The sequence below is a fragment of the Mucilaginibacter yixingensis genome (assembly GCF_041080815.1).
Classification (GTDB): domain Bacteria; phylum Bacteroidota; class Bacteroidia; order Sphingobacteriales; family Sphingobacteriaceae; genus Mucilaginibacter; species Mucilaginibacter yixingensis.
This window is the reverse complement of the sequence record NZ_CP160205.1, coordinates 4,086,410-4,110,824: the sequence shown is the minus strand read 5'-3', so window position 1 is coordinate 4,110,824 and position 24,415 is coordinate 4,086,410. Positions and strand designations below refer to the sequence as shown.

The window sequence follows — 24,415 nt, the reverse complement described above, 5'->3', positions numbered from 1 at the left end:
TGTTTGTTTATATTGAGCGGGTGGGGAGAAAATCCACTCATTCACTCCTTCACTCATTCAAAATTACACAACATGCCTGTAATACTTGGAATAGAATCATCTTGCGACGAAACTTCGGCAGCTGTTTGCGCCGATGGGGTAATGCTGAGCAATGTCATTGCCAACCAAACCATTCATGAGGCATATGGTGGCGTGGTGCCCGAGCTGGCCTCGCGCGTGCATCAGCAAAACATTATTCCGGCAGTAAACCAGGCAATATTAAACGCAAAAGTAAATAAAAATGATATTGATGCGATAGCTTTTACCCGCGGTCCGGGCTTATTAGGATCATTGTTGGTGGGCGTATCGTTTGCCAAGTCGTTCGCGCTGGCGTTGGGCAAGCCTTTAATAGAGGTAAACCACATGCAGGCACACGTATTGGCGCATTTTATTGACGAGCCGAAGCCGCAGTTTCCGTTCCTGTGCCTCACGGTGTCAGGCGGGCATACGCAGATTGTTCTGGTAAAAGATTACTTTGATATGGAAGTGATTGGCCAGACTAATGACGATGCCGCCGGCGAAGCGCTCGATAAAACCAGCAAGGTGCTGGGCCTCCCGTATCCAGGCGGTCCGTTAATTGATAAATATGCACGCCAGGGCAACCGTAATGCCTACCAGTTCCCTGAGCCGCAGATCCCCGGTTTTGATTTTAGCTTTAGCGGATTGAAAACGGCCATTATGTATTTCATCCGCGATAACGTGGCCATCAATCCCAACTTTACGCAGGAGCATATTGCCGATATCTGTGCTTCGGTAGAATACCGCGTGGTAACCATCCTTTTAAATAAGCTGAAGAAAGCCGCCATTGCTTATGGTATAAAAGATATTGCGCTGGCGGGCGGTGTATCGGCCAATACAGGCTTGCGCCAGGGTATCCAGGAGCTGGCGGCTCAACAAGGCTGGAACGCTTTCATCCCTCGTTTTGAATATTGTACCGATAACGCCGCCATGATTGCCATTGCCGGTTACCACAAATACCTGCAAGGCGATTTTGTAGGTCAGGATGTGGCGCCGCTGGCAAGGATGCCGTTTTAACCGGAGGTAAAAGGATAAAGGCGAAAGGTAAAAGTTTCTTTTACCTTTTTTATTTTAGGTTGTCATCTCGACGAAGGAGAGATCTTTTCGGTTTTGCTTTTTTACTGATTACGCAGACAAGAGTCTTCCTTTGTGGGGATGTCGATACACTAAGTCCTCAAATCTCTGCCTTTATGAAATGCAAAAACCTTTCTCCTTTTACCTTTCTGCTTTCAGCTCAAACTCGCTGTAATTTAGAATGTATCCAAATAAGATTTGATCTTGCTTGAGCTTCAAATAAATGTGCAAATTTCGTAGCTTCGCCACTCGAATGCGAAACACTGCATTCAGTACCTGATTTCGTTATTTCTTTTCACTAAAAATCAATACAATGGCTTTTGATTTAGATATGATCAAACAGGTTTACGATCGTTACGCCACCCGCGTTGAGGCTGCGCGTAAAGCTACCGGTAAACCGCTTACTCTAACTGAGAAAATTTTATATGCTCACTTGAGCGAGGGCGATGCTCGTAAAGCATACACCCGCGGTGCAGACTATGTTGACTTTGCACCAGACCGTGTGGCTATGCAAGATGCTACCGCACAAATGGCGTTGCTGCAGTTTATGCAGGCTGGTCGCCCTAAAGTTGCTGTTCCATCAACAGTACACTGTGATCACTTGATCCAGGCTAAAGTTGGTGCTACTGACGATTTGAACACTGCAAAAGACATTAACAAAGAAGTTTACGATTTCCTTGCTTCTGTTTCTGACAAATACGGTATCGGTTTTTGGAAACCAGGTGCAGGTATTATTCACCAGGTAGTGTTAGAAAACTACGCTTTCCCGGGTGGTATGATGATTGGTACAGACTCACACACACCTAACGCAGGTGGTTTGGGTATGATTGCCATTGGCGTTGGTGGTGCTGATGCATGCGACGTTATGGCTGGCCTGCCATGGGAGCTTAAATTCCCTAAACTGATTGGTGTGAAGCTGACCGGCAAACTGTCTGGCTGGGCTTCTGCAAAAGACGTGATCCTGCGTGTTGCTGGTATCCTGACTGTAAAAGGTGGTACCGGTTACATTGTTGAATATTTTGGCGAAGGTGCTGAGTCGCTTTCTGCTACCGGTAAAGGTACTATCTGTAACATGGGTGCAGAAATTGGTGCTACTACCTCAATCTTTGGTTTTGACGAGAAAGCTGCTGCTTACCTGCGTGGTACTGAGCGTGCTGAAATTGCCGACCTGGCTTACGCTGTTAAACAACACTTAACCGGCGACCCAGAGGTTTACGCTACTCCAGAACAATATTTTGATCAGGTGATTGAAATCAACCTGAGCGAACTGGAGCCGCACGTAAACGGTCCGTTCACCCCGGATCTGGCTTGGCCTATCTCTAAATTTGCTACAGCTGTTAAAGAAAACGGCTGGCCTACAACTTTAGAAGTTGGCTTGATTGGTTCTTGTACCAACTCATCTTATGAAGATATTACCCGTGCGGCATCTGTTGCCAAACAGGCTATTGATAAAAACCTGAAAGCTAAAGCCGAGTACACTGTAACCCCAGGTTCAGAACTGGTACGTTACACGGTAGAGCGCGATGGTTACCTGGATACTTTCGAGAAAATTGGTGGTGTAGTATTGGCAAACGCTTGCGGTCCGTGTATCGGTCAGTGGGCTCGTCATACTGATGATCCATCTCGTAAAAACTCTATCATCACTTCGTTTAACCGTAACTTCGCTAAACGTCAGGATGGTAACCCTAACACCCACGCTTTCGTAGCATCTCCGGAGATTGTAACTGCGTTTGCAATTGCTGGTGATTTAACCTTCAACCCTTTAACTGACACCCTGACCAACCAAAACGGTGAGCAGGTGAAATTGGACGAGCCAGTAGGCATCGAGTTACCAGTAAAAGGTTTTGCAGTTGAGGATGCTGGTTACCAGGCTCCTGCAGAAGACGGTAGCGGTGTAACTGTTGTGGTTGATCCAAAATCTGCCCGTTTACAACTGTTAGATCCATTTGCAGCCTGGGAAGGTACCGACCTGAGCGGCCTGCGCTTGCTGATCAAAGCTAAAGGTAAATGTACTACTGACCACATCTCTATGGCTGGTCCATGGTTGAAATTCCGCGGTCACCTGGATAACATTTCAAATAACATGCTGATCGGTGCGATCAACTACTTCAATAACAATGCAGACAGCGTTAAAAACGCCCTGACCGGCGAGTATGGTCCGGTACCTGCTACCCAGCGCGATTACAAAGCGCACGGTATAGGTTCTGTAGTAGTAGGCGACGAGAACTACGGTGAAGGTTCATCACGCGAGCACGCTGCGATGGAGCCACGTCACCTGGGCGTTCGTGCTATCCTGGTAAAATCTTTCGCACGTATCCACGAAACCAACCTGAAAAAACAAGGTATGCTGGGCATCACCTTCGCTGATCCGGCTGATTACGATAAAGTACAGGAAGATGACCTGTTTGCAATCAACGGTCTGACTACCTTTGCACCAGACAAACAACTGAGCGTAACCCTGACCCACAAAGATGGTTCTCAGGATACCTTCGCGGTAAACCACACTTACAATGCACAGCAAATTGAGTGGTTTAAAGCAGGCGGTGCACTGAACATCATCCGTGCTCAGCAAGCTGTTTAAATCAATATTTTAGGATTTTAAATTCCTTACTATATAAAACGCCTTCCCTGATGGGGAGGCGTTTTTTGTTTTAAGATGATTTATTGAAATTACTTTGGAGTCCGATTATTAATGAATTATTTGGATTTTAAACTAATTTATTAGTTTTGGTGCTTATGAAGCATTTAATACTATTTGCAATCTTAGTAATTGGCTGTCAACTTTTAGAAGCGCAATCTCCAGCACAAAGGGCGTTTGATACGGCAATGAGCGTAACAAATGAGCAGCCCGAAAATTATTTGGCGCCAATCCGATTATTGCATACCATTAAAGCGGATACAGCAGACCGTGCAGGAATGGGTACCTGGTATCAGGCCATGATGACTTATTATTCCTTTATAGGAGATTATAAAAAGCTGTTGTTTTATAGTGATGCTAGATTTGGTGAGGAGGCGAAGAAAGAGAAAGTAAATTACGATACTGCTTTTGTCAGGCAACATCATTTTATTGATGCTGCAAGTTATATAACGGAGCAAGCCAGGCACCAGCAGGTGGTAATGATCAATGAAGCACATCATCTGCCTTATCATCGAGCTTTACTAATGGAGATGCTTAGGTCTTTCTATCAGTCAGGCTATCACACGTTAGCTATAGAAACCCTGGATGATTCCTTAATTAATCAAAAACCTTATCCCGATTATCATACCGGTTACTATTCCCGTGAACCACTTTTTGGTGAATTAATAAGAGAGGCAAAATCGCTCGGATTTAAGTTGGCAGGTTATGAACCTAAGGAAGAATGTGATCATAAAAGCACCGCCCCCAATTATTGCAATAGCTTCAGGGATTCTTTAATGGCCCGAAACTTAGAAAGTTTATTAGGTAATCAGTCAGGCCAGAAATTGTTAGTATTTGCCGGCTATGACCATGTTCACGAGGGTAACAGCAACGGTTGGAAGAAAATGGCGCAATATTTTAAGCAGTTTACAGGTATTGATCCCTTAACCATTGATCAAACCAGGCAAGTGGAACATTTGTATCCGCAGCTTGATGAAAAGGAGTTTATATCTGTAAATACGTTATTGCATATTACAGGCCCGGTAGTTGCGGTCAAGGATGACAGGCCATGGCACGGTAAATTTGTAGACATATCAGTTATCTTCCCGCAATATCTTAAGCAAGGCAATCATCCATCATTCTATAGCATTGGAGGGATGAGGAAACCTTATGGCCTGCAATATCTTCATTTAAAACCCAAGCAGTTTGTTCAAGCATTCTATGCTAATGAACTACCCGGCAATAGAATTCCAGCTGATCAATTGGTGGTAGAAAAAGCTGACGACAAACTTTATCTAAGAAGAGGAAAATATACGTTAAGTATAAAAGACAATGAAGGTAAGACGATTAAAGAGTTGATGATTGTTGTTAAATAATAAAAACTATAATAACGGGGTATCAATATATATTGTCAGGTATGACAAAGCCATCTTGCTTAGACTAAATATAGAGGAAGCCAGTAAAATTTTCTACGGCCCTAAGAAATAAAAAGAGCCACAAATATGTGGCTCTCCAAAATCTTATATAAACTGATCACTGATTAACTAATCACTGACCACTAAAATCACGCTTCTTCTAAAGACTCACCGGTTACCTTCTCTTTAATGCGGGTTTCCAGTTCTTCCATCAGCTCAGGGTTGTCTAGCAGCAGTTGTTTAACCGCATCACGACCCTGGCCCAGGCGGGTATCGCCATAGCTAAACCATGAACCTGATTTTTTGATGATGTTGTGGTCAACACCCAGGTCAATAATTTCGCCGGCTTTAGAGATGCCCTCGCCAAACATGATATCAAACTCTGCTAAGCGGAACGGCGGAGCTACTTTGTTTTTAACAATTTTCACTTTAACGCGGTTACCAGATACCTCGTCGGTATCCTTGATCTGAGAGATACGGCGTACATCCAAACGTACCGAAGCGTAAAATTTCAACGCGTTACCACCAGTAGTGGTTTCAGGGTTACCAAACATTACCCCAATCTTATCGCGCAGCTGGTTGATGAAGATACAGCAACATCCGGTTTTGCTGATGGTACCGGTTAGCTTACGTAAAGCTTGAGACATTAAGCGCGCCTGCAGGCCCATTTTAGAGTCGCCCATTTCGCCCTCAATCTCGCCTTTTGGCACCAGTGCGGCCACAGAGTCAATTACAATGATATCGATAGCACCAGAGCGAATCAGGTTGTCAGCAATTTCCAGTGCCTGCTCGCCGTTATCAGGCTGAGAGATCAACAGGTTTTCTACATCGACACCCAGCTTTTTAGCATAAAAACGATCGAACGCGTGCTCGGCATCAATAAAGGCAGCAATGCCGCCTTGTTTCTGTGCCTCAGCAATGGCGTGGATAGCCAGCGTGGTTTTACCAGACGACTCCGGACCATAGATCTCAATGATACGGCCTTTAGGCAAACCATTAACACCAAGGGCAATATCCAGCCCCAACGAACCGGTAGAGATCACTTCCATTTTCTCAACCTCGGTATCGCCCAGCTTCATGATGGTGCCTTTGCCGTATGATTTTTCCAGTTTATCCAGCGTAAGCTGTAATGCTTTAAGTTTATCTGCGTTGCTCATTGTAATATGAATGTGTACAAATGTAATAAAAGAAATTACAAATACTAATTTTTTTAGTAATTATTTTTTATTGGTTTAAAATGCTGTGGAAACGTTGATGTTTCTATCAAACTTAGTTATCGGGGAGGGAAAATCAAAAGATAAAATTTAAAGACGGTTTATTTAATTATGGAGGCTTATGATTTTAGGGCGGTCCGTGTAATAACGTTCTGTAGCCCGCTCATTGCCGCGGGGGCTACTTCTTTTTGCTTGATCAAAAAGAAGCAAAAAATCAAGTCAGAACAATCCTTCCACCCGCCCTGCGATTTTTTATTCTCGCACAGCTCGATAAAAAATTAGCATTCCCGCCAGCGCCGGCCCGGTGTTCTGACTGGCCCACGCTCTTTTAGAACTAGGATTTATAAGTTTAAATGATTTACAGGATAATCGTTCTTTCAGTATCCTGTAAATCTTAAGAGTCCGTTCAATGGCGAAGCTTTCTTGAATGCCATTAAAAATAATTAGCGGGAAATTCCGGTTTCTGGATTTTTTTTGCTCCAATTTTTTCCTACTGACATAGGGTTGTCACTCGCCATTGTCACCTTTGAATCATCAACTAAAAAGCAAGCATTATGACACTCTTAAATTATTTCTTGAACCAATTGGAAGAGGAAGCGGCAATAACCCGTAAATTTTTAACCCTGTTGCCCGAGGATCAGTACCAATGGCAGCCGCATCCTAAAAGTATGCGCCTTGTTGTACTGGCTACGCATATTGCCGAGTTACCGGGCTGGATACCGATGGCTTTAAATACTACCGAGTTGGATTTTTCCGTAGAAGGTTATAAGCCAACCATCGTGGCTAACAATGCCGAGTTACAGGCTACCTTTGAGAAAAACCTGGAAGAGGCCCGCACCCGCCTGCAAAATGCCGACGCTGCCGAACTGGCCGAACTGTGGACGCTGCGCGACGGCGCCAATATTTTCTTTACCACTAATAAAGCCGACGTGATTAGGATGAGCATGTCGCAACAGATTCACCACCGTGCGCAGCTGGGTGTATTCTTGCGATTGCTGAATGTGCCTATCCCGGGCAGCTATGGCCCAAGTGCTGATGAGATGCCGATGATTGAAAAGGCCGAAGCCTGATATTTTCAAAACATAAAAAAAGCGCTGCAAAGCGCTTTTTTTATGGAATATGGCGACAGTGAGCATCTATACTACATAAAGTATTAAATTGGCATATGAAACACCTTATCGTTACCATGCTTTGCATGGGCTTGTTCACGGCTTGTAAATCACAAACGGCTACCCCTCAGGTTTATACAAACATGGCAATATCGGGGGAGGAGCTTTATGCACTAACACCATCCGGAAAAGTTGACATTTATAACACCGTTAAACATGCTTTTACAACTATAGATCTTCGGACTGATAAACCTATAACCCAGCTAACGGTCGATAAGAAAAACAATTTAGTAATTGTAGATTCTGTGAACCATGTGGAGCGGTTCAACAGTAAGAAGCAAACGTTCGAAACAATCTTCAACGGTAAAGAAACTATCTATAACATTTGTTTTGACAACAATAATCAACTTTATGTAATTGATAAACAGGGTATAATCAGTCTAATCGACAACAAAACATATTACCCGGACGACTCTTTAAAACTCAACAGACAAATTGGAGGCTGGTTTAAACCATCGGCGGTATTGGTTGATAGTAATAATCGTTTATGGATAGGTTCAGAGCATGGCGAATGGGGTGGAGAATTATTTGTATTCGACATCAAGAGTAAAAAGTTCATCAAACCTCAGACAAACGGGTTTGAACTTGACTTAAATCCGGTAAAGTCAATATTTACAGATGGGCATTTGGTTTATTTGTCATCCGGATTAGCCCATCTGAGCCTCACAGATGGCAGCTTAGTTCAATTTAATAACCTTACTGCCAAAGTACTATTCAAAAGCAAACTCAAATATATAGACACTACTCTGGTAATTAATGGTAAACCGAGGCCTGCAAAGATGACTCAAGCAGGGGAGTATATTGGTCCGGCTTGTTTTAACCCTAAAGATGGCTGTCTCTACTTTTATTGTCAAAACGGCGTTTTTAAAGGAGAACCAAAGCAAAACCTGGAAAAGATTGAAAACTGGACAAAGCTATTTAAGCCTCTTTTACATTGGCGAAACGGAGGCCAGGCCGACGCCACCGGGCCAGCCATGAATGTATTGAAGATGGAATTTGCACCAGATGGACGATTGTATCTGCTAACCCAAAACGATGGTATTGGGGTTTACGATGGCGCGAAGTTTAGCAGACTGGTGGTAAACTAATTGCCAGATATAAGCTTTCCGGCTATATTCTTCTCGTAGTATTTACAAAAATGAGTGAGGGGGCAGATATCACACTTAGGTTTGCGGGCTATGCAGATATAGCGGCCGTGTAAGATGATCCAGTGGTGTGCAATGGCCAATCGTTCACGGGGCAGAAATTTGATCAGTTGTTTTTCTACAGCCAATGGTGTGCGGGCGTTGTTGGTGAGCCCAATACGGTTTGATACCCTGAACACATGCGTATCTACGGCAATGGCTGGTACATCAAACACTACCGAGGCAATAACATTGGCCGTTTTGCGCCCAACGCCGGGCATTTTTTGCAGTTCTTTTACGTCTGAGGGTACTTCACCGCCAAAGTCATGTACCAGCATTTTGGCCATGCCCACCAAATGTTTAGCCTTATTATTAGGATAACTTACGCTGCGGATGTAGGTAAACACCTCCTCGGAGGTTGACAGGGATAATGACTCGGGCGTAGGGAACCGGTCAAAAAGGGCAGGGGTTACCTGGTTAATACGCTTGTCTGTACATTGTGCCGAGAGGATCACCGCCACCAGCAGCTCATACGGATTGGTATAATGCAACTCGGTTTCAGCCACCGGCTGGTGTTGTGAAAAATACTCGACAAATAAACGGTAACGCTCCTGCTTCAGCATGGGCCAAATATAGCAATCTTGTGCAAGCATGAATAAGCCCGCCGATGCAGATTGTTTTTTAAGAAAAGCAACCGGTACGGCCTGGCCGTGTTGGTTTACAATTAATGTTGGTTAACGCAGGCTCAGGCCTTTTGAAAAATTAAGGATGTTTTCAATTACATGCTGCGGAGCATTTTTCTGCAACGCATCCAGCTCTTCACTAATTACATGATAAAAAATCATGTCGTCAGTATCCAAAGCCTCTTCTATAACATCTATCTCTTTCACAGTAGCGTGGTTAACAACATTTAAAAAGGTAAAGGTTTCTCCCATATATCAACGTTTGTTTGTATGGTAATTAAACGCAGGCGACAATGAAATATTTTGTTAAATGAAAATTAAATGAAATTTTCGTGAAAAAGAAGAAGAAAATGAAAATTGCAGGGAATTGCTTTGAGAAAGTCTAAACGCAACGCGTGTGTGCTTATTGTGTGGTGAAGTAAATTAAGTGCTAATGGTAACGAAGATGTTAGGGTAAGAGCAGTCTAATTAAGGAAACTTTCAAACCGAATCTGGTGTTCGTTTAGTAGAGTTTTATGTCGCTCAATTATGCCGGCAAGCTCATCTTTTAAAACTTTGTTTTGCAACCAAAAGTGTGTGTCGATATTAATGACACTGTTGAGCAAATCGCCTTCATACAAATCACCTTCGGCTAAAATATTTTCGTTTAATATTTCAAAGGCCAGTCTGATGGTATAATTCAAGCCGATATTCTGGCTAATCAACGTACGTAGCTGCTCAACCGATAAATTATTCACCGGGATCTTAACATACTCAAAACAATGCTTAACCAACCCGGTAGGTGCGGTATCGGTATCGCCATGATTCGTTTTCTCTAACGCCTCGATAGATTTATTACGCCAGTTGTTTTCGAGTATCATCAGCATAAAGCTAACCAATCTCTAATCATTAATAAAATTTTGTCATTGCGAGGAACGGCTAAGGTCGTAGGATGGGGGTGACGAAGCAATCTTGTCGAAGGACAATCGAACATGCAAATTTGTCAAGCATGCGACGAAGTCTTCTTGAGTGTCGTTAAGAAAATAAATCCTTTACGAAAAATCCTATGAGTCCCAGTTCAGATCAATGTCCGCCCGTTTTCAGGAACATATAAAGAATGGCTACAATAACGGTAATGGCTACTACAACCAATCCGGTGCGGCCTTTGCGTTTATCCTGGCGGGTAAGCCAGATCAGGAAAGCTACCAAAGGGATTACAAAAACAAGGAAGAAGATAATAGATGGCCCGCTCATCAGTATAAAAATTATTGTTCGCAAAAGTAGCTAATCGCTGTTATTATCAAACTATCTGATAACAAAAACGTCATTGCGAGGAACGAAGCAATCTCTGTACATGACAATCGGATTTGCAAATCAGCTATCCTATACGGAGATTGCTTCGTCCCTCGCAATGACGCGATGGATTATAATAACTATTAATTAGTTTTTCAGGCTCAACTCGCGGTTCTGCATCATTTTGCGTAGGTTGTTCAGCGCATAACGCATACGGCCCAACGCGGTATTGATGCTTACCTGGGTAATGTCGGCAATTTCTTTAAAGCTCAAGTCGCCGAAATGACGCATAATCAACACCTCTTTCTGCTCCGGTGGCAGCATATAGATGAGCGATTTCAGATCTTTATAAGTCTGATCGCGCACCATGCGGTCTTCCACGCTCTCGTCATAATGACCCAGCACTTCAAAAATATCAAAGTCATCGCCGCCGCTCACCAGTGGGGTACGTTTTTCACGACGGAAGTGGTCAATCACCAGGTTATGCGCAATACGCGTAACCCATGGCAAAAACTTACCTTCTTCGTTATATTTTCCTGCTTTGAGGGTATTAATTACTTTGATAAAGGTATCCTGAAAAATGTCCTCAGCAAGGGCATCATCTTTTACCAGTAAATAAATGGAGGTATATATCTTGGCCTGGTAGCGCTTAATTAGCTCAATTAAACCGCTTTCATCGCCAGCAACATAAAGATGGATTAAATCCTGATCACTCTTCAATTGAAAATCCATAGAACCTGTACTCTTTAAAATAAAGTTAACTAAAAGTTTCGTTAAAAAGTAAAAGTTCTAATCTATAGTCAGCGGGTTTTGTTAATTCCTGTATCAAATAAAATCAATAGTTAGCACAAAAGCAAATATTTTATGTTTAATGACAATTGGCGACGCGCTAAACTACTGCTAATTATTAGGTTTTTAGCCCTCAAAAGGCCCTTGTTGGTCATTTGAGGGGGCATAAATATCAGACAAAAAAAATGCACCAAGGTTTAACCCAAAAACTTACAATTTGCAGATTAACCATGTTTGGAAACTGCTAAATATTTTAGGAAATTTGCACGCCCGCTTTGGCGGGTGGGTTAATAGTAAATGGTTCATAGTTCATAGAAGAGTTTAGCAAAACCTACTGCTTCTTTAAGAAATATGGCACAACACCACCATTAGCTATGAACCACGAACCATTAGCAAGAAATAATGAGTACACAGGCTGAAAAAGACCCGCAAAAACATATTATTATAAAAGGCGCCAGAGTGCATAACCTGAAGAATATGGACGTGGCCATCCCCAAAAACAAGTTGGTGGTAGTGACGGGCATGTCGGGTTCGGGTAAGTCATCGCTGGCGTTTGATACGCTGTATGCCGAGGGCCAACGCCGTTATGTGGAAAGTCTTTCCAGTTATGCGCGCCAGTTTTTGGGGCGGATGAACAAGCCTGATGTTGATTATATAAAAGGTATAGCCCCTGCAATTGCTATTGAGCAAAAGGTAATTACCTCAAATCCGCGCTCAACCGTGGGTACGTCTACCGAGATTTATGATTACCTGAAACTGCTTTTCTCGCGCGTGGGCCGCACCATCTCGCCGGTGTCGGGCCGCGAGGTAAAGAAAGATACGGTGACCGATGTGGTAAACTTTATCCAGGCCCTGCCGGATGATACCATGGTAACCATCTTGTGTCCGTTGCATCCGCATAATAACCGCAGCCTGAAAGAAGAGCTGGCCGTGCTATTGCAAAAGGGTTATATACGTGTGCAGTTGGACGGCAAGTTGCTGCGCATCGAAAATATTCTGGAGGATGAGAGCATCGGTAATGGTTCATTGACCATAGATCATGGTAAAAAGGCCTCAAAAAGCAAAACAAAGGCAGATGGCTATGAACCATCAACCATGAACCATGAACCCTCAAGGGTTCGCATCGTTATTGACCGGATTACCAAAAATAACGAAGAAGAAACCCTGAGCCGCGCGGCAGACTCTGCCCAGACTGCCTTTTTTGAAGGTAAGGGTGATTGCTACGTGCGCTATCAGAAACCAGAGGACGACGAGGAAGCTGAAGCTTTCTTCTGCGATCGTTTCGAGCTGGATGGTATCCGCTTTGAGGAGCCATCGCCAAACTTCTTCAGCTTTAACAACCCGTATGGTGCTTGTAAACGCTGTGAAGGTTACGGCAAGATCATCGGCATAGATGAGGATCTGGTGATCCCCGATAAAAGCAAGACGATTTATGAAGGTGCCATTGCCCCGTGGCGTGGCGAAAAAATGCGCGAGTGGAACGATAGCCTGATCCGCAATGCGCTGAAATTTGACTTTCCTATCCATCGTCAATATAACCAGTTGACGCCAGAGCAGCAACAATTGCTGTGGACCGGCAACCAGTACTTTACCGGCCTGAACGCCTTTTTTAAAGAGCTGGAAGAGCAGACTTATAAAATTCAATACCGTGTGATGCTGTCGCGTTATCGCGGTAAAACTACTTGTCCGGATTGTAAGGGCAGCCGCCTGCGCCCGGATGCCACTTATGTGAAGATTGCCGAGAAGAGCATCACTGATATTGTGCTGATGCCGCTGGATAAAGCGCTGGAATTTTTTACCACCCTGAAGCTGAACGCGCACGACGAAAAAATCGGTCGCCGGTTGTTGACCGAGATCACCAATCGTGTGAGCTTTTTGAACGATGTGGGTTTGAGTTACCTGACGCTAAATCGTTTGTCAAACACCCTGTCAGGCGGTGAATCACAGCGGATTAACCTGGCTACTTCTTTAGGTAGTAGTTTAGTAGGATCAGTTTACGTGCTGGACGAGCCAAGTATCGGTTTGCACCCGCGTGACACCCAGCGACTGATCACCGTACTAAAATCTCTGCGTGACGTGGGTAATACGGTATTAGTAGTAGAGCACGAAGAAGAAATTATGGAGGCGGCCGATTATCTGATTGATATTGGTCCGGCCGCAGGTACGCACGGTGGTAACCTGCAATTTGCGGGCACCTATAGCGAAATGTTGAAGGATGATAACAGCTTGACCGGTAAATTCCTTTCAGGCCAGGAGCAGATTGCCATCCCAACCCAACGCCGTAAATGGAGCGATTATATATTAGTAAAAGGCGCCCGCGAGAATAACCTGAAACACGTAAACGTTAAGTTTCCGCTGCAGACGCTAACGGTGGTGACCGGCGTTTCTGGCTCGGGCAAAACCAGTTTGGTTAAACGTATTCTGGCACCTGCACTGCAAAAAGCTTTAGGCAATTATAACGGCGAGCAAACCGGTGCTTATGATGCTATTGAGGGCGATTATGGCAAGATTGAGCAGGTGGAAATGGTAGATCAAAATCCTATCGGTCGTTCATCGCGCTCTAACCCGGTTACTTATGTAAAGGCTTGGGACGAGATCCGGAATCTGTATGCCGCCCAGCCAGCCGCTAAGGCTGCGGGGTTGAAACCATCGGCTTTCAGTTTTAACGTAGAAGGTGGCCGTTGTGATGTTTGTCAGGGCGAAGGCGAGGTGAAGATTGAGATGCAGTTTATGGCTGATATCTTTTTGCCATGCGAGGCCTGTAACGGCAAACGGTTTAAACAGCACATTCTGGATATAACTTATCAGGACAAAAACGTTTCTGAAGTACTAGAAATGACCATTGACGAGGCGTTGGAATTCTTCCGCAAGGAGCCAAAGATTCTGAACAAGATCAAGCCACTGGTTGATGTAGGTTTAGGTTACGTGCAATTAGGTCAGTCATCTAACACCCTGTCAGGTGGCGAGGCACAGCGTATTAAGCTGGCATCGTTCCTGGTAAAAGGCAACAACACGCATAAAACATTATTCATCTTTGACGAGCCGACTACCGGTTTGCACTTTGCCGATATTAAAAAACTGCTGAAATCATTTGATGCCCTGCTGGATAACGGCAACACCATCATCGTAATAGAACACAACATGGACGTGATCAAAAGCGCCGACTGGGTGATAGATATCGGTCCGGAAGGTGGTGACAGAGGCGGTAATGTGATATTTGAAGGCGTGCCGGAGGATCTGGTGAAACAGACGGATTCTTATACGGGCAAGTTTTTGAAAGAGAGATTGTCAACCAGGATTTAACGAATTTTTAGGATTAACAGGATGCTTACATCCGTTTATCAATTGCGAGGACAATCGGACATGCAAATTCATTAGACATGCGACGGGATTGCTTCGTTCCTCACAGTGGCAAATTTTATACCCGGAAACTGTTTGAAATTCTGTAAATCTTAAAAATTCGTTGAATCCTGGTTCATCATTTAGCCGGCCCGTCCTCCAACAATTTGCCAATCAACTCATCCATATTTACTTCAGCAAATGAGGTAGAGTAATCTGATAAACCGTAAGGGATAATCAATTTATTATTGTGGATGATAGATCCGCAGGAGTAAAGCACGTTGGGTACATAGCCCTCGCGCTCATCATTATTAGGAATCAGCAAAGGCTCCTTCAGTCGGCCAATCTCTACCGTTGGGTCATCCAATTTTAGTAAACTGGCGCCCAGTACATAGCGGCGCATCGGGCCCACACCGTGGGTAATCACAATCCAGCCGTGCTCAGTTTCAATGGGCGAGCCGCAGTTGCCTATCTGCACAAACTCCCAGGCAAATTGCGGTTGTTGCAATAACATCGGTTTTTCCCAGATATTGATCTTGTCTGAGTACATGATGTAGTTGTTCCAGCCGTCAATGCGCGATATCATGGCAAAGCGGCCGTTGATCTTGCGTGGAAACAGTGCCAGGTTTTTGTTCTGCGCACCCGCGCCATAAAGCGGCATAATGCGGAAATCATAAAAATCTTTTGTTTGCAGCAGCTTGGGCATAATCAGCGATCCATCGTATGCCGTGTAGGTGGCATAGTAGGTGGATGAACCGTCTTCATTGGTAAACTTTACAAAGCGGGCGTCTTCAATACCCTTGCGCTCATACTCGGAGATGGGGAAGATGACGCGGTCGGAGATATCAGTATCCAGCGAGAAAACAATCTCGTAGTAAGAGTCGGCCAACCAAAGGATCTTATCGTATTCCAGGCGCTGCATGTCGTTCTCCTGTAATTTCTGCGAGTCAAGGATTATACGCCGCAGGGTAGTATATTCAAAATGATGGTCGAGTTTGCTTTCCACGTCGTGCAGTACGTCAATGCTGATCTGCGTAGCTACCGCCTTTTCAAAGAAGAGTTTTTTATTATAGACGGCATTACGCACAATTTCGGCCTCGTCAATATAATCGCCGGCCGGGATAACGGTAATGTTGTTGTTCTTATCAATCAATGCACGGCGGAAGGTGATAGACGAGATGTGCCCTTCGCCCACGGCACGAAAACTCATAATTACACGGCGTTCGCCGTCTTCCAGTTCACTCTGGTCGGGGTCATCAACAATAGAAGGGTTAAAAAATGCAGCGGACTCGATCGAGTACTCATGCGTAAAGTATGAGCCGATGAGCAACTTGCGATAAACTGTTAACGTATCGAAATCAATGCTCAACTCGGCAAACAGCGGTTTCAGCTTGCTGCAATGGCGGTTAAGCACGCGGGTAATATTGCGGTGGCGTTTAGAGTACTCTTGCAAAATGGGCGAAACGATAGAAAAGGCCACATCTTCGCTTACCTCCATAACACGTTGTATCACCTCTTTGGCACGATCATTACCGTTAAAAAAAAACCGGGCTATTACTCGTTTTGAATCAGGGTTAACCCTTACAGGTTTGCGTTCTATGGAAAGTCTCATACAGAAAACACGTTTTAACAAGTAACAACAACGATTGTAAATTGATTTGATCTTTTTGAAAAGCCTTGCCCAAATCCGCTTTCTAAAGAGATCTAAGAATATAAATAGAATTTGTCATTGCGAGGAACGGTCGGGATAGTGGGGTAGGGTGACGACGCAATCTCGTCGCAGGACTAATTGCATGCAACGAGATTGCTTCGCGCTCAATCCATTCTCGCCACCCTGCTCGCAATGACAAAGTTTTTAGATCAAAGCAACTGCTTTTTGTAAATTGCACCCAATGAACGTACTGATTGTAGAAGATGAAAAAAGCCTGGCGCTGGAGATAGACCAGTTTCTGAGCCGCGAAGGGTTTACGGTTGAGCATGCGCGCAGCCGCAAATCTGCCGAGGAAAAGATATTTGTAAACAACTACGATTTTATCCTGCTGGACCTGGGCCTGCCCGATGGCGACGGCTTTGATTTACTTAAAGCATTCAAAAAGCTTACCGAGCGTCAGGACGCGGTAATTGTCCTCACAGCACGTGGTGCAGTAGATGACCGGATACATGGCCTCGAGGCTGGTGCCGATGATTATCTGCCCAAACCTTTCTCGCTTAATGAACTATTGGCCCGCATGCACGCCATTACCCGCCGCAAGCATAAGCTGGAGAGTAATGATATCAACATTAAAGGGTTTCGCATCAACATACAAAACCGAACGGTACACCATGGCGAGGAGCGCATCAACCTTACCAAAAAAGAGTTTGAGATTTTTAACTACCTGGTGCTGAATAAAAATAGGGTAATTAGTCGCACCAACCTTACCGAGCACGTTTGGGGTGATGTATTGGAGATCAACTCCGACTCTAATTTTGTAGATGTGCACGTAAAAAATCTACGCAAAAAGCTGTCGCAATTCTCGCCGGTTGATTGGTTTGAAACGGTACGAAGCATTGGGTACAGAATAAATATATAAAACCTCTCCCCAGCCCTCTCCTCCAAAGGAGTCCTTCGGACAAAGAAGAGGGAGCTTATAGGATGAAAAAAAGGTACTATGCAATCGGCTTTAAAAAGGCCTCCCCCTCGGGGAGGGTTGGGAGGGGTGTATGAAACTACAGGTAAAACTGGCGCTCTATAATACACTTACCAAACTGGCGGTGGTGTTGTTTACGGCTATTATTACGCTATTGGCCATTGAGCGCATCTCTGTTAACCATATTGAAGAGCGCTTGGAGAAAAGCCATCAACAATTGATCAAAAACCTGTCATCTACAGAGATCAATACTTTTTTGGTTAACCAGCGCATTTATACCGATTATAACATCCTGAACCAGGAGTATGTACTCATTAAGCCGGTAGACTACATGCAGGAGGTTGACGATAGTTTAACATACCGCACGGCATCCCGCCTGGTTGCCAACACGCGCGAAACTTATCGCATCCTGAGCACGCGTTTTAATTTTAAAGGCCACACATATTTGCTGGAGATTGGCGAGAGCATTGAATCTATACAGGAGCTCAAATCCATCATCAAGCAGTTTACCCTCATTGTATTGATGGCTGCGCTGGCTTTGACGCTGGTGAGCGATTTGATCTTCACTAAATATCTGCTGGCTCCATTTTACAAGATTATTGACCGGAAGCTGATCCGCGTGAATGATCCGATGAACTTTGATTATAAAAAGGTTGACACCACTACGCAGGATTTTAAGTTACTGGATGATAGTATTAGCCTGATGATGCGGAAGATCACCGCGATGTTTGTGCTCGAGAAACAATTTATAGCCAATGTATCACATGAACTGTTGACGCCCATTTCCATCATCAGCACCCGGCTGGAAAACGTGATGCTGCAAGAGGAGATGAGCGAGGGCGGCGAGAACAAGATCTTTGCTTCGTTAAAAACATTGAATCGCCTGAAAGCCATTATTAACAGTTTGCTCCTGATCTCTAAGGTAGAGAACAATCAGTTTGATAAGAACGATCAGGTAAGTATTGGGGAAGTGATCGATGAGATTTCTGAGGAATTAGAGGATCGGCTGGAAGCGCGTAACATCACCCTTTATAACCGGATGATCTATCGCCATTTTATGCAGGCTAACCGGGCACTTATCCATACGCTGCTGTTTAACATCATCAATAACGCCATAAAATATAACCTGCCCAAAGGCAACATTGTTATTTCAGACGATTTGGTGAATCACAATTATACCCTGCAGATTGCCGATACCGGGGTTGGTATGGACGCTGCCGAAATTGAGAAAGCCTTTAACCGATTTGAGAAGCTGGAAACAGAAGAACCTGAAAGCTTTGGCCTGGGTTTGGCTATTGTAAAAAGTATTGCAGCCTTTCACAATATTGATATCAGCATAAAGTCTGACAAAGGCCGGGGCACTACCTTTCTGCTCACGTTCAATAGATAACTTCACTAAATCTTCATATAAGATGGCTTACTTCGTGAACAAGTTTTAGTTTCGAGTTACCCCTATTATTCAAAAGAAGGCCGTTTTTGAGCGATTCAAAAAACGGCCTTTCTGTTTTTAGTCAATGAGTGATCAAATAAATGTCATCCCGAACTTGTTTCGGGAACCCACAAGAAGGGCTGCAAACTGACACTTAGCATATGGGGTACCGAAACAAGTTCGGCATGACCTTGAAAGCGCAAATGAGCGATGGATCAAAGAGTAAATACTCACTGATTCAAAATTCATTCCTTCACTCATTAATCTTATCTTGTGCTTATGTTAAGCAGCAATCAGGAAATACGGCATCTGGCTAACTTGGAATTGCTGGCGCGGCAGGTGGTAGAAGGCTTTATTACCGGTTTGCATCAGAGTCCGTTCCATGGGTTTTCGGTAGAGTTTGCCGAGCACCGGTTGTATAACAATGGCGAGTCTGTCAAAAATATCGACTGGAAGTTGTTTGCCCGTACTGATAAGTTGTTTGTAAAACAGTTTGAAGAGGAAACCAACCTGCGCAGTTATTTGCTGCTGGATACCTCGTCGTCCATGAACTTTCCTGATAAGGGCATGAGCAAACTGGAGTTTTCGGTTTATGCTATCGCCTCGCTCATGTACCTGTTTAAAAAGCAACGTGACGCTTTCGGGCTTTGTTTGTTTTCAGACAAGATAGATCAGCTTACTGCCGCACGCTCCACCACATCGCACTTGTTTTACCTGTTTGCCGAGTTGGAGAAAGCATGGCAGCGGCCACGCGCTAACACGCTCACCAACATTAGCGATGTGCTGCATCATATAGCCGAGGAGGTGCACCAGCGTAGCCTGATCATCCTGTTTAGCGATATGCTGGAGAATAACCTGAATGCCGATAAAATGCAATCGCTTTTTGCGGCCATTCAGCACCTGAAATATAAAAAACATGAAGTGGTGATTTTTAACGTGAGCGATAAAAAGCGCGAGGTTGATTTTGATTTCGATAACCGTCCGCACCATTTTATCGATATAGAAAGCGGTGAGGAAATCAAAGTACATCCCAGTCGTATCCGCGAAACTTATCGTAACACCATTGATGGCTATCGCCGCGAGTTAGAACTGAAATGCGCCCAATATAAAATCGATCTGGTTGATGCCAATATTCACGATGGGTATAACCAGATCCTTAAAGCCTACCTGGTAAAACGGGCGGCCATGGGCTAATCCGCCTATCAACCTAAACCTTATTAATATGAAGAAATTTTTGATCCTGCTTTGCTTAATAATGTTCGTTAAAGTGGCCTTCTGTCAAAATGATGGCCCCAAACAGGTGACACCGCAAATGCTGCAGACCATTAAGGCTAATATAGAAAAGGAAGTAACCGTGCTCAAGCAGCGGAAAGGAAAAGACAAGAACGCTGATGAACTAGCGTTTATGGCTGATACTTTCAGGATTGAGCAAACTTTTAGGAAAACCTCGGCTATAGATTACTCCACTGCCGGTATGCGGGAAGGCACAAACGTACGCAGAGAAGGTTATGATAAACTGTTGAATACCTATTACAACAAGTTGCTCAAACTACTTAAACCTGCGGATAAAGCCATACTGATAAATGCCCAGCGCTCGTGGATTACCTATCGGGATAACGAAGCAAAGCTCATCTACAAATTGAGTGAAGATGAATACAGCGGCGGAGGAACTATACAGCAATTGATCTCTGCCGGCGATTATGCCGATCTTACTGTTCAGCGTGCTATCGCCATTTTTCAATATTACGATAGTGTTATAAATAAATAGATAAATAGCAGCAATTTGCAGTTGATGATCCGCCGGCTCCGCCATATAAAGTATTGCTTTTACCTGCTGTTGCTCGGTATACTGTTGTCTGCCTGTAACGGAGATGATAATGCGTCTGGCAAAACCATCTTCAACATCAATTTGGATGAGGGCCTTACCTCTATGGATCCGGCCTTTGCCCGTAACCAAAACGCCCTGTGGATTGATAACCAGCTCTACAACGGACTGGTGCAGATAGACGATAGCCTGATTACCCGCCCCTGCATTGCCAAAAGCTGGGAGGCTGATGCCGCAGGCACGCTTTATACTTTCCATCTGCGTAATGATGTTTATTTTCACGATGATCCGCTGTTTCCGGGAGGTAAAGGGCGCAAAGTGGTAGCGGCAGACGTGGTTTATAGTCTGAGCCGTTTGATTGACCCTAAAGTAGCCTCGTCTGGCTCATGGATCTTTAGCGACAAGGTGCACGGCAAGCAGGATTTTATTGCGGTGAATGACACTACTTTTCAGATCAGGCTAAAGCAGCCTTTCCCGCCGTTGCTCAGCATGCTTACCGCACAGTATTGCTCGATAGTACCACATGAGGTGGTTGATCATTGGGGGAAAGATTTTCGTAGCCACCCGGTAGGTACCGGGCCGTTCCAGTTTAAGTATTGGAAGGAAGGAGAGGTGCTGGCGCTGATTAAAAACCCACACTATTTTGAACGCGACGCACAGGGCAATCGCCTGCCATATTTGGATGCCATCCGCAGCACATTTATTGCCGATAAGCAAACCGGCTTTATGGAATTTATTAAAGGCAAGCTTGATTTTTATAACGATATAGATGGCAGCTACCGCGATGATATTCTGACCAAATCTGGCCGCGTAACCAGTAAATACAAGGGGAAGTTTATTCTGAACAGTCGGCCGTATCTTAATACGTTGTATATGGGTATGCTGGTAGATACCACCTTATCCATTGTGCGGTCATCACCCTTAAAAAATAAAAAAGTGCGGCAGGCTATTAACTATGCTATAGACAGGCAAAAGATGGTGAAATACCTGCGCAACAGTTTGGGCACGCCGGGCAATGCTGGCTTTATACCCAAGGGCATGCCTGGGTTTGATAGCACGGCGGTGAAAGGCTATCCTTATAATCCTGAAAAAGCAAGGCAGCTACTGGCCGAGGCCGGTTATCCCGACGGGCATAACATGCCCGAAATTGTGTTGCATACCACCGTAGGTTATCGCCATTTAATAGAATATGTACAGGGTGAGTTAAGCAGGGTGGGCATCAATGCCCGGGTAGAGGTGGTGCAGGGTTCCAGTCTGCGCGAACTGGTAGCCAAAAACAGCGTTAACTTTTTCTATGGCACCTGGATAGCCGATTATCCTGACGGCGAGAATTACCTGTCTGTATTCTACTCAAAAAATAAAATTCCTTACGGACCTAACTACACGGGCTTTAACAATAAGCAGTTTGATGCCCTGTTTGAGCGGGCCTATCAGCTAAAAGATACCGCCGCCCGCTACGCTGTTTACCGGCAAATGGACAATGTAATTATGCAGGAATCACCGGTAGTGGTGCTGTATTATGATAAGCTGGTTAACCTGTATCAAAACAATATCAGCGGCTTTAGCAACAACGCCCAGAATTTGCTGATTCTGAAAAGAGTGGTTAAGAGAAATAGAAATTAAAACGTCAAAATTCAAAACAAGCGGCTGCCGGCATTAAGCAGCGCTCTTTTGAATTTTGACTTTTTAATTTTTACTTAATTATATGCTGGCTCTAAAGCCTAAGCCATAGTAGCTCAAGTTATCTATCTGGTAATATTTTTTAGAGAAGATGTTATGGCCGTTGGCAAAAACCTCCAGGTGTTTAACTTTGCCAACGCTAAATTGATAGCCAGCATAAAGATTTGAAAGCGAGAAGAAGTAAGACTTTAACTTGCTACCATCATTTTGGGGGGCAGAATAAAATGTATACAATATATCTGCGCCCGCAGTTACCTTACCCACATTAAAACGATTGACAAAGCCGCCTGTAATCTGGTGGCCCGGCGGTGAATATCCCGAGATTAGGCCTGCAAAATCAGTATGCGTGAGGTCCTCCATATTAAGAGTGATGTATGATGCATTTAAATTGCTGCGCCACGAAAATTTGCTATTCTGTACTATGGCGTATTCAATCCCTACGCGGTGGATCTGCCATTTCTTAACCGGATAGCCAGTTTCGTTTATATTATTATTAGCATCTGGACTAAAATAAATCTGCTGAACGAGGTATTTACGCTGCATAAAAGCGTAGCTTAATACCATTTTGCCATTTATCAGCGTAAAATTGCTGCCAGCCTGCCATTGATCAAAAATGGCGTAGGGGTTAACTGGCACCGCAGATATTGCGGAGCTGTTAAGATCATTTATGGTACCGAGCGGTAAATTAATAGGTAGGCTAAGCATATAGGCATACGGGTCTTGCGTAAATGTGCCTGTCCGGGCATAAGATGCATAAAAGTGCCAGCCCAAACACGCGGTATCTATACCTGCAAGTTTGCCTAGGTTTACCGATGTAAGTGCAAACGGGAATAGTTTTTTAGCGGAATAATTAAAAATGGGTTCCCCTGCTCCTGAAAGCTGCGTTTCTACACCTCCCTGAATGTTAAAAAAATCTTTATAACCAATAGTGAGCGACGGTGTAAGCAATATGCCTTTCTGTTGAAAATTGTAGCCAAAGGAGGTTGATGAAAACTGACCTTGCGAATCAGAATTGCGGATTTCGACATTGTGATCGTCTTTAGCGTGGCGATAGGCAATGTTTACCGCAGGCTCAAAGCTCCATCCACCGGTTGATAGATTGCCGCTCAGGTTGTCATTAAATAAGTAGTTAACAAAACGTTGATTGTTTACTGCAGAGTAGGTACTCTGTATTAATTGTGAAGAGCCCGTTGTTACGCTGCTATAGCCCACTCCAATGTTATTACGCTGTAAGCCTGCATTAAAAACATTATGCCATTTACTGCCCAAGGGTGTAGTAAAGCTGCCTGTTGCGTACCAAACATGGCCGTCCAATTTATTCTCTGAAAGATTAGAGGACGAAGTATATATGCTTTGTAAGTTTTCGTCTACATTTTGCGGCACATAGCCTGCCATTAAATTAAGTGTAGATTTACCCAATTTAGCTTGCAGACTGCCATTGAAACGGTAACGATTGATTTTATCTTCTTCGGTATAACGAGAGATAGAAGAAAGATCAAGACTTAAAGGAAGAAACCGCTGGTAGTCTGCAGAGATATTTACGCTCACCCTATCGCTATTGGTATAGGCCGATAGGTAATACTGACTGTAATAATCGTGTTTGGAACCTCCGGGCCGATACATTGACGGATTAGAACTAACGCGATTGGTTTGCCCGGCTGCATTGATGCCAAATTTGCCCTTAGCATACTTTTTAGTGGTAATTAACAGCATTACCTGGTTGGGCGATATACCATTAACCAACGTAGCTGAGTTTTGCACCAAAGTAATCTGGTCAATATCATAAATGCTCAGCATATCGGCATTAACCAGCACCGTACCGTTTACATTAGTAATATAAGTTGTGGTGGTGCCATACACCCCAAAAAGCCAGGCGCTCAGAGCGTCAGATAGGGTGTTGTAAGGCAGTTTTTCCAGGTCTTCGCCCTTAATGGTAATCGCCTGTGTCATGTCTTTACGAATCAGGGTGCGCCCGAGCCCGTAATGTAAACTGTCTGGTGTTTGTGCTTTAACGGATAAGGAAATCAGGAAAACTGATAGGATGGTTAGGATGGTTGAATGTTTCATTGGTTTAAGTTAAAATGATGCGAATATAACGCGA

19 protein-coding genes are annotated in these 24,415 nt (G+C 44.2%); 11 read left to right on the top strand and 8 right to left on the bottom strand.

Annotated elements, in window-relative coordinates; genetic code table 11:
• Window positions 1–72: 72 nt before the first annotated feature.
• The 3 genes from tsaD to ABZR88_RS16745 all read left to right on the top strand — a co-directional run bounded on the left by tsaD (window position 73) and on the right by ABZR88_RS16745 (window position 5,124).
• Window positions 73–1,074 (top strand): tRNA (adenosine(37)-N6)-threonylcarbamoyltransferase complex transferase subunit TsaD, encoded by a 1,002-nt coding sequence (gene tsaD, locus ABZR88_RS16755; protein ID WP_107826235.1) that lies wholly within the window; start codon window positions 73–75, stop codon window positions 1,072–1,074.
• Between the two features lie 370 nt (window positions 1,075–1,444).
• On the top strand, window positions 1,445–3,712 hold the full coding sequence (locus ABZR88_RS16750) for an aconitate hydratase (protein WP_107826236.1): 2,268 nt from the start codon (window positions 1,445–1,447) through the stop codon (window positions 3,710–3,712).
• Between the two features lie 155 nt (window positions 3,713–3,867).
• A complete protein-coding gene (locus ABZR88_RS16745) occupies window positions 3,868–5,124 on the top strand; it encodes a hypothetical protein (RefSeq protein ID WP_107826237.1) in 1,257 nt (418 codons plus the stop codon).
• 188 nt (window positions 5,125–5,312) lie between these two features.
• Here ABZR88_RS16745 and recA read toward each other — a convergent pair whose 3' ends face one another.
• Window positions 5,313–6,320 (bottom strand): recombinase RecA, encoded by a 1,008-nt coding sequence (gene recA / locus ABZR88_RS16740; RefSeq protein ID WP_107826238.1) that lies wholly within the window; start codon window positions 6,318–6,320, stop codon window positions 5,313–5,315.
• 611 nt (window positions 6,321–6,931) lie between these two features.
• Between recA and ABZR88_RS16735 the strand changes: the two genes are divergently transcribed.
• Both ABZR88_RS16735 and ABZR88_RS16730 read left to right on the top strand, forming a co-directional pair.
• A complete protein-coding gene (locus ABZR88_RS16735; RefSeq protein ID WP_107826239.1) occupies window positions 6,932–7,447 on the top strand; it encodes a DinB family protein in 516 nt (171 codons plus the stop codon).
• A 95-nt stretch (window positions 7,448–7,542) separates the two neighbouring features.
• Window positions 7,543–8,634: a hypothetical protein gene (locus tag ABZR88_RS16730; protein WP_146166433.1), complete on the top strand. Its 1,092-nt coding sequence runs from the start codon at window positions 7,543–7,545 to the stop codon at window positions 8,632–8,634.
• Here the strand turns inward: ABZR88_RS16730 and nth are convergent.
• The 5 genes from nth to ABZR88_RS16705 form a co-directional block, all read right to left on the bottom strand.
• Window positions 8,631–9,293 carry an endonuclease III gene (gene nth, locus ABZR88_RS16725; RefSeq protein WP_107827070.1) on the bottom strand — a complete coding sequence of 221 codons (663 nt, stop codon included), beginning with the start codon at window positions 9,291–9,293 and terminating at the stop codon, window positions 8,631–8,633. The genes ABZR88_RS16730 and nth overlap by 4 nt on opposite strands.
• A gap of 111 nt (window positions 9,294–9,404) precedes the next feature.
• The gene (locus tag ABZR88_RS16720) at window positions 9,405–9,605 is read right to left on the bottom strand and encodes a hypothetical protein (protein WP_107826241.1); all 201 of its coding nucleotides are present in this window, start codon (window positions 9,603–9,605) and stop codon (window positions 9,405–9,407) included.
• Between the two features lie 212 nt (window positions 9,606–9,817).
• Entirely contained in the window at window positions 9,818–10,213 is a 396-nt protein-coding gene (locus ABZR88_RS16715) for a contact-dependent growth inhibition system immunity protein (protein ID WP_170113506.1), read from the bottom strand.
• A gap of 202 nt (window positions 10,214–10,415) precedes the next feature.
• Entirely contained in the window at window positions 10,416–10,586 is a 171-nt protein-coding gene (locus ABZR88_RS16710; RefSeq protein ID WP_170113507.1) for a hypothetical protein, read from the bottom strand.
• A 186-nt stretch (window positions 10,587–10,772) separates the two neighbouring features.
• Window positions 10,773–11,357 (bottom strand): RNA polymerase sigma factor, encoded by a 585-nt coding sequence (locus ABZR88_RS16705; protein ID WP_107826243.1) that lies wholly within the window; start codon window positions 11,355–11,357, stop codon window positions 10,773–10,775.
• 459 nt (window positions 11,358–11,816) lie between these two features.
• On the opposite strand from ABZR88_RS16705, the gene uvrA reads away from it, so the two are divergent.
• Complete coding sequence (gene uvrA / locus ABZR88_RS16700) at window positions 11,817–14,717, top strand: excinuclease ABC subunit UvrA (RefSeq protein WP_107826244.1); 2,901 nt, start codon at window positions 11,817–11,819, stop codon at window positions 14,715–14,717.
• A 175-nt stretch (window positions 14,718–14,892) separates the two neighbouring features.
• On the opposite strand, the gene ABZR88_RS16695 is transcribed toward uvrA, so the two are convergent.
• On the bottom strand, window positions 14,893–16,365 hold the full coding sequence (locus ABZR88_RS16695; RefSeq protein ID WP_107826245.1) for a glycoside hydrolase family 130 protein: 1,473 nt from the start codon (window positions 16,363–16,365) through the stop codon (window positions 14,893–14,895).
• Window positions 16,366–16,645: 280 nt separating this feature from the next.
• Between ABZR88_RS16695 and ABZR88_RS16690 the strand changes: the two genes are divergently transcribed.
• The 5 genes from ABZR88_RS16690 to ABZR88_RS16670 all read left to right on the top strand — a co-directional run bounded on the left by ABZR88_RS16690 (window position 16,646) and on the right by ABZR88_RS16670 (window position 22,257).
• The gene (locus ABZR88_RS16690; protein ID WP_107826246.1) at window positions 16,646–17,323 is read left to right on the top strand and encodes a response regulator transcription factor; all 678 of its coding nucleotides are present in this window, start codon (window positions 16,646–16,648) and stop codon (window positions 17,321–17,323) included.
• Window positions 17,324–17,453: 130 nt separating this feature from the next.
• On the top strand, window positions 17,454–18,770 hold the full coding sequence (locus ABZR88_RS16685; RefSeq protein WP_107826247.1) for a HAMP domain-containing sensor histidine kinase: 1,317 nt from the start codon (window positions 17,454–17,456) through the stop codon (window positions 18,768–18,770).
• A gap of 318 nt (window positions 18,771–19,088) precedes the next feature.
• Entirely contained in the window at window positions 19,089–20,003 is a 915-nt protein-coding gene (locus ABZR88_RS16680; RefSeq protein ID WP_107826248.1) for a DUF58 domain-containing protein, read from the top strand.
• A 28-nt stretch (window positions 20,004–20,031) separates the two neighbouring features.
• Complete coding sequence (locus ABZR88_RS16675) at window positions 20,032–20,577, top strand: lysozyme inhibitor LprI family protein (protein WP_107826249.1); 546 nt, start codon at window positions 20,032–20,034, stop codon at window positions 20,575–20,577.
• A 24-nt stretch (window positions 20,578–20,601) separates the two neighbouring features.
• Complete coding sequence (locus ABZR88_RS16670; RefSeq protein ID WP_107826250.1) at window positions 20,602–22,257, top strand: ABC transporter substrate-binding protein; 1,656 nt, start codon at window positions 20,602–20,604, stop codon at window positions 22,255–22,257.
• Window positions 22,258–22,335: 78 nt separating this feature from the next.
• On the opposite strand, the gene ABZR88_RS16665 is transcribed toward ABZR88_RS16670, so the two are convergent.
• Window positions 22,336–24,381 (bottom strand): hypothetical protein, encoded by a 2,046-nt coding sequence (locus ABZR88_RS16665; protein WP_107826251.1) that lies wholly within the window; start codon window positions 24,379–24,381, stop codon window positions 22,336–22,338.
• Window positions 24,382–24,415: the final 34 nt, after the last annotated feature.

Excerpts from the sequence above, each read along its gene's own strand:
- tsaD (WP_107826235.1), top strand. The coding sequence starts at position 73 with ATGCCTGTAATACTTGGAATAGAATCATCTTGCGACGAAACTTCGGCA.
- ABZR88_RS16750 (WP_107826236.1), top strand. The coding sequence starts at position 1,445 with ATGGCTTTTGATTTAGATATGATCAAACAGGTTTACGATCGTTACGCC.
- ABZR88_RS16745 (WP_107826237.1), top strand. The coding sequence starts at position 3,868 with ATGAAGCATTTAATACTATTTGCAATCTTAGTAATTGGCTGTCAACTT.
- recA (WP_107826238.1), bottom strand. The coding sequence starts at position 6,320 with ATGAGCAACGCAGATAAACTTAAAGCATTACAGCTTACGCTGGATAAA.
- ABZR88_RS16735 (WP_107826239.1), top strand. The coding sequence starts at position 6,932 with ATGACACTCTTAAATTATTTCTTGAACCAATTGGAAGAGGAAGCGGCA.
- ABZR88_RS16730 (WP_146166433.1), top strand. The coding sequence starts at position 7,543 with ATGAAACACCTTATCGTTACCATGCTTTGCATGGGCTTGTTCACGGCT.
- nth (WP_107827070.1), bottom strand. The coding sequence starts at position 9,293 with ATGCTGAAGCAGGAGCGTTACCGTTTATTTGTCGAGTATTTTTCACAA.
- ABZR88_RS16720 (WP_107826241.1), bottom strand. The coding sequence starts at position 9,605 with ATGGGAGAAACCTTTACCTTTTTAAATGTTGTTAACCACGCTACTGTG.
- ABZR88_RS16715 (WP_170113506.1), bottom strand. The coding sequence starts at position 10,213 with ATGATACTCGAAAACAACTGGCGTAATAAATCTATCGAGGCGTTAGAG.
- ABZR88_RS16710 (WP_170113507.1), bottom strand. The coding sequence starts at position 10,586 with ATGAGCGGGCCATCTATTATCTTCTTCCTTGTTTTTGTAATCCCTTTG.
- ABZR88_RS16705 (WP_107826243.1), bottom strand. The coding sequence starts at position 11,357 with ATGGATTTTCAATTGAAGAGTGATCAGGATTTAATCCATCTTTATGTT.
- uvrA (WP_107826244.1), top strand. The coding sequence starts at position 11,817 with ATGAGTACACAGGCTGAAAAAGACCCGCAAAAACATATTATTATAAAA.
- ABZR88_RS16695 (WP_107826245.1), bottom strand. The coding sequence starts at position 16,365 with ATGAGACTTTCCATAGAACGCAAACCTGTAAGGGTTAACCCTGATTCA.
- ABZR88_RS16690 (WP_107826246.1), top strand. The coding sequence starts at position 16,646 with ATGAACGTACTGATTGTAGAAGATGAAAAAAGCCTGGCGCTGGAGATA.
- ABZR88_RS16685 (WP_107826247.1), top strand. The coding sequence starts at position 17,454 with ATGAAACTACAGGTAAAACTGGCGCTCTATAATACACTTACCAAACTG.
- ABZR88_RS16680 (WP_107826248.1), top strand. The coding sequence starts at position 19,089 with ATGTTAAGCAGCAATCAGGAAATACGGCATCTGGCTAACTTGGAATTG.
- ABZR88_RS16675 (WP_107826249.1), top strand. The coding sequence starts at position 20,032 with ATGAAGAAATTTTTGATCCTGCTTTGCTTAATAATGTTCGTTAAAGTG.
- ABZR88_RS16670 (WP_107826250.1), top strand. The coding sequence starts at position 20,602 with ATGATCCGCCGGCTCCGCCATATAAAGTATTGCTTTTACCTGCTGTTG.
- ABZR88_RS16665 (WP_107826251.1), bottom strand. The coding sequence starts at position 24,381 with ATGAAACATTCAACCATCCTAACCATCCTATCAGTTTTCCTGATTTCC.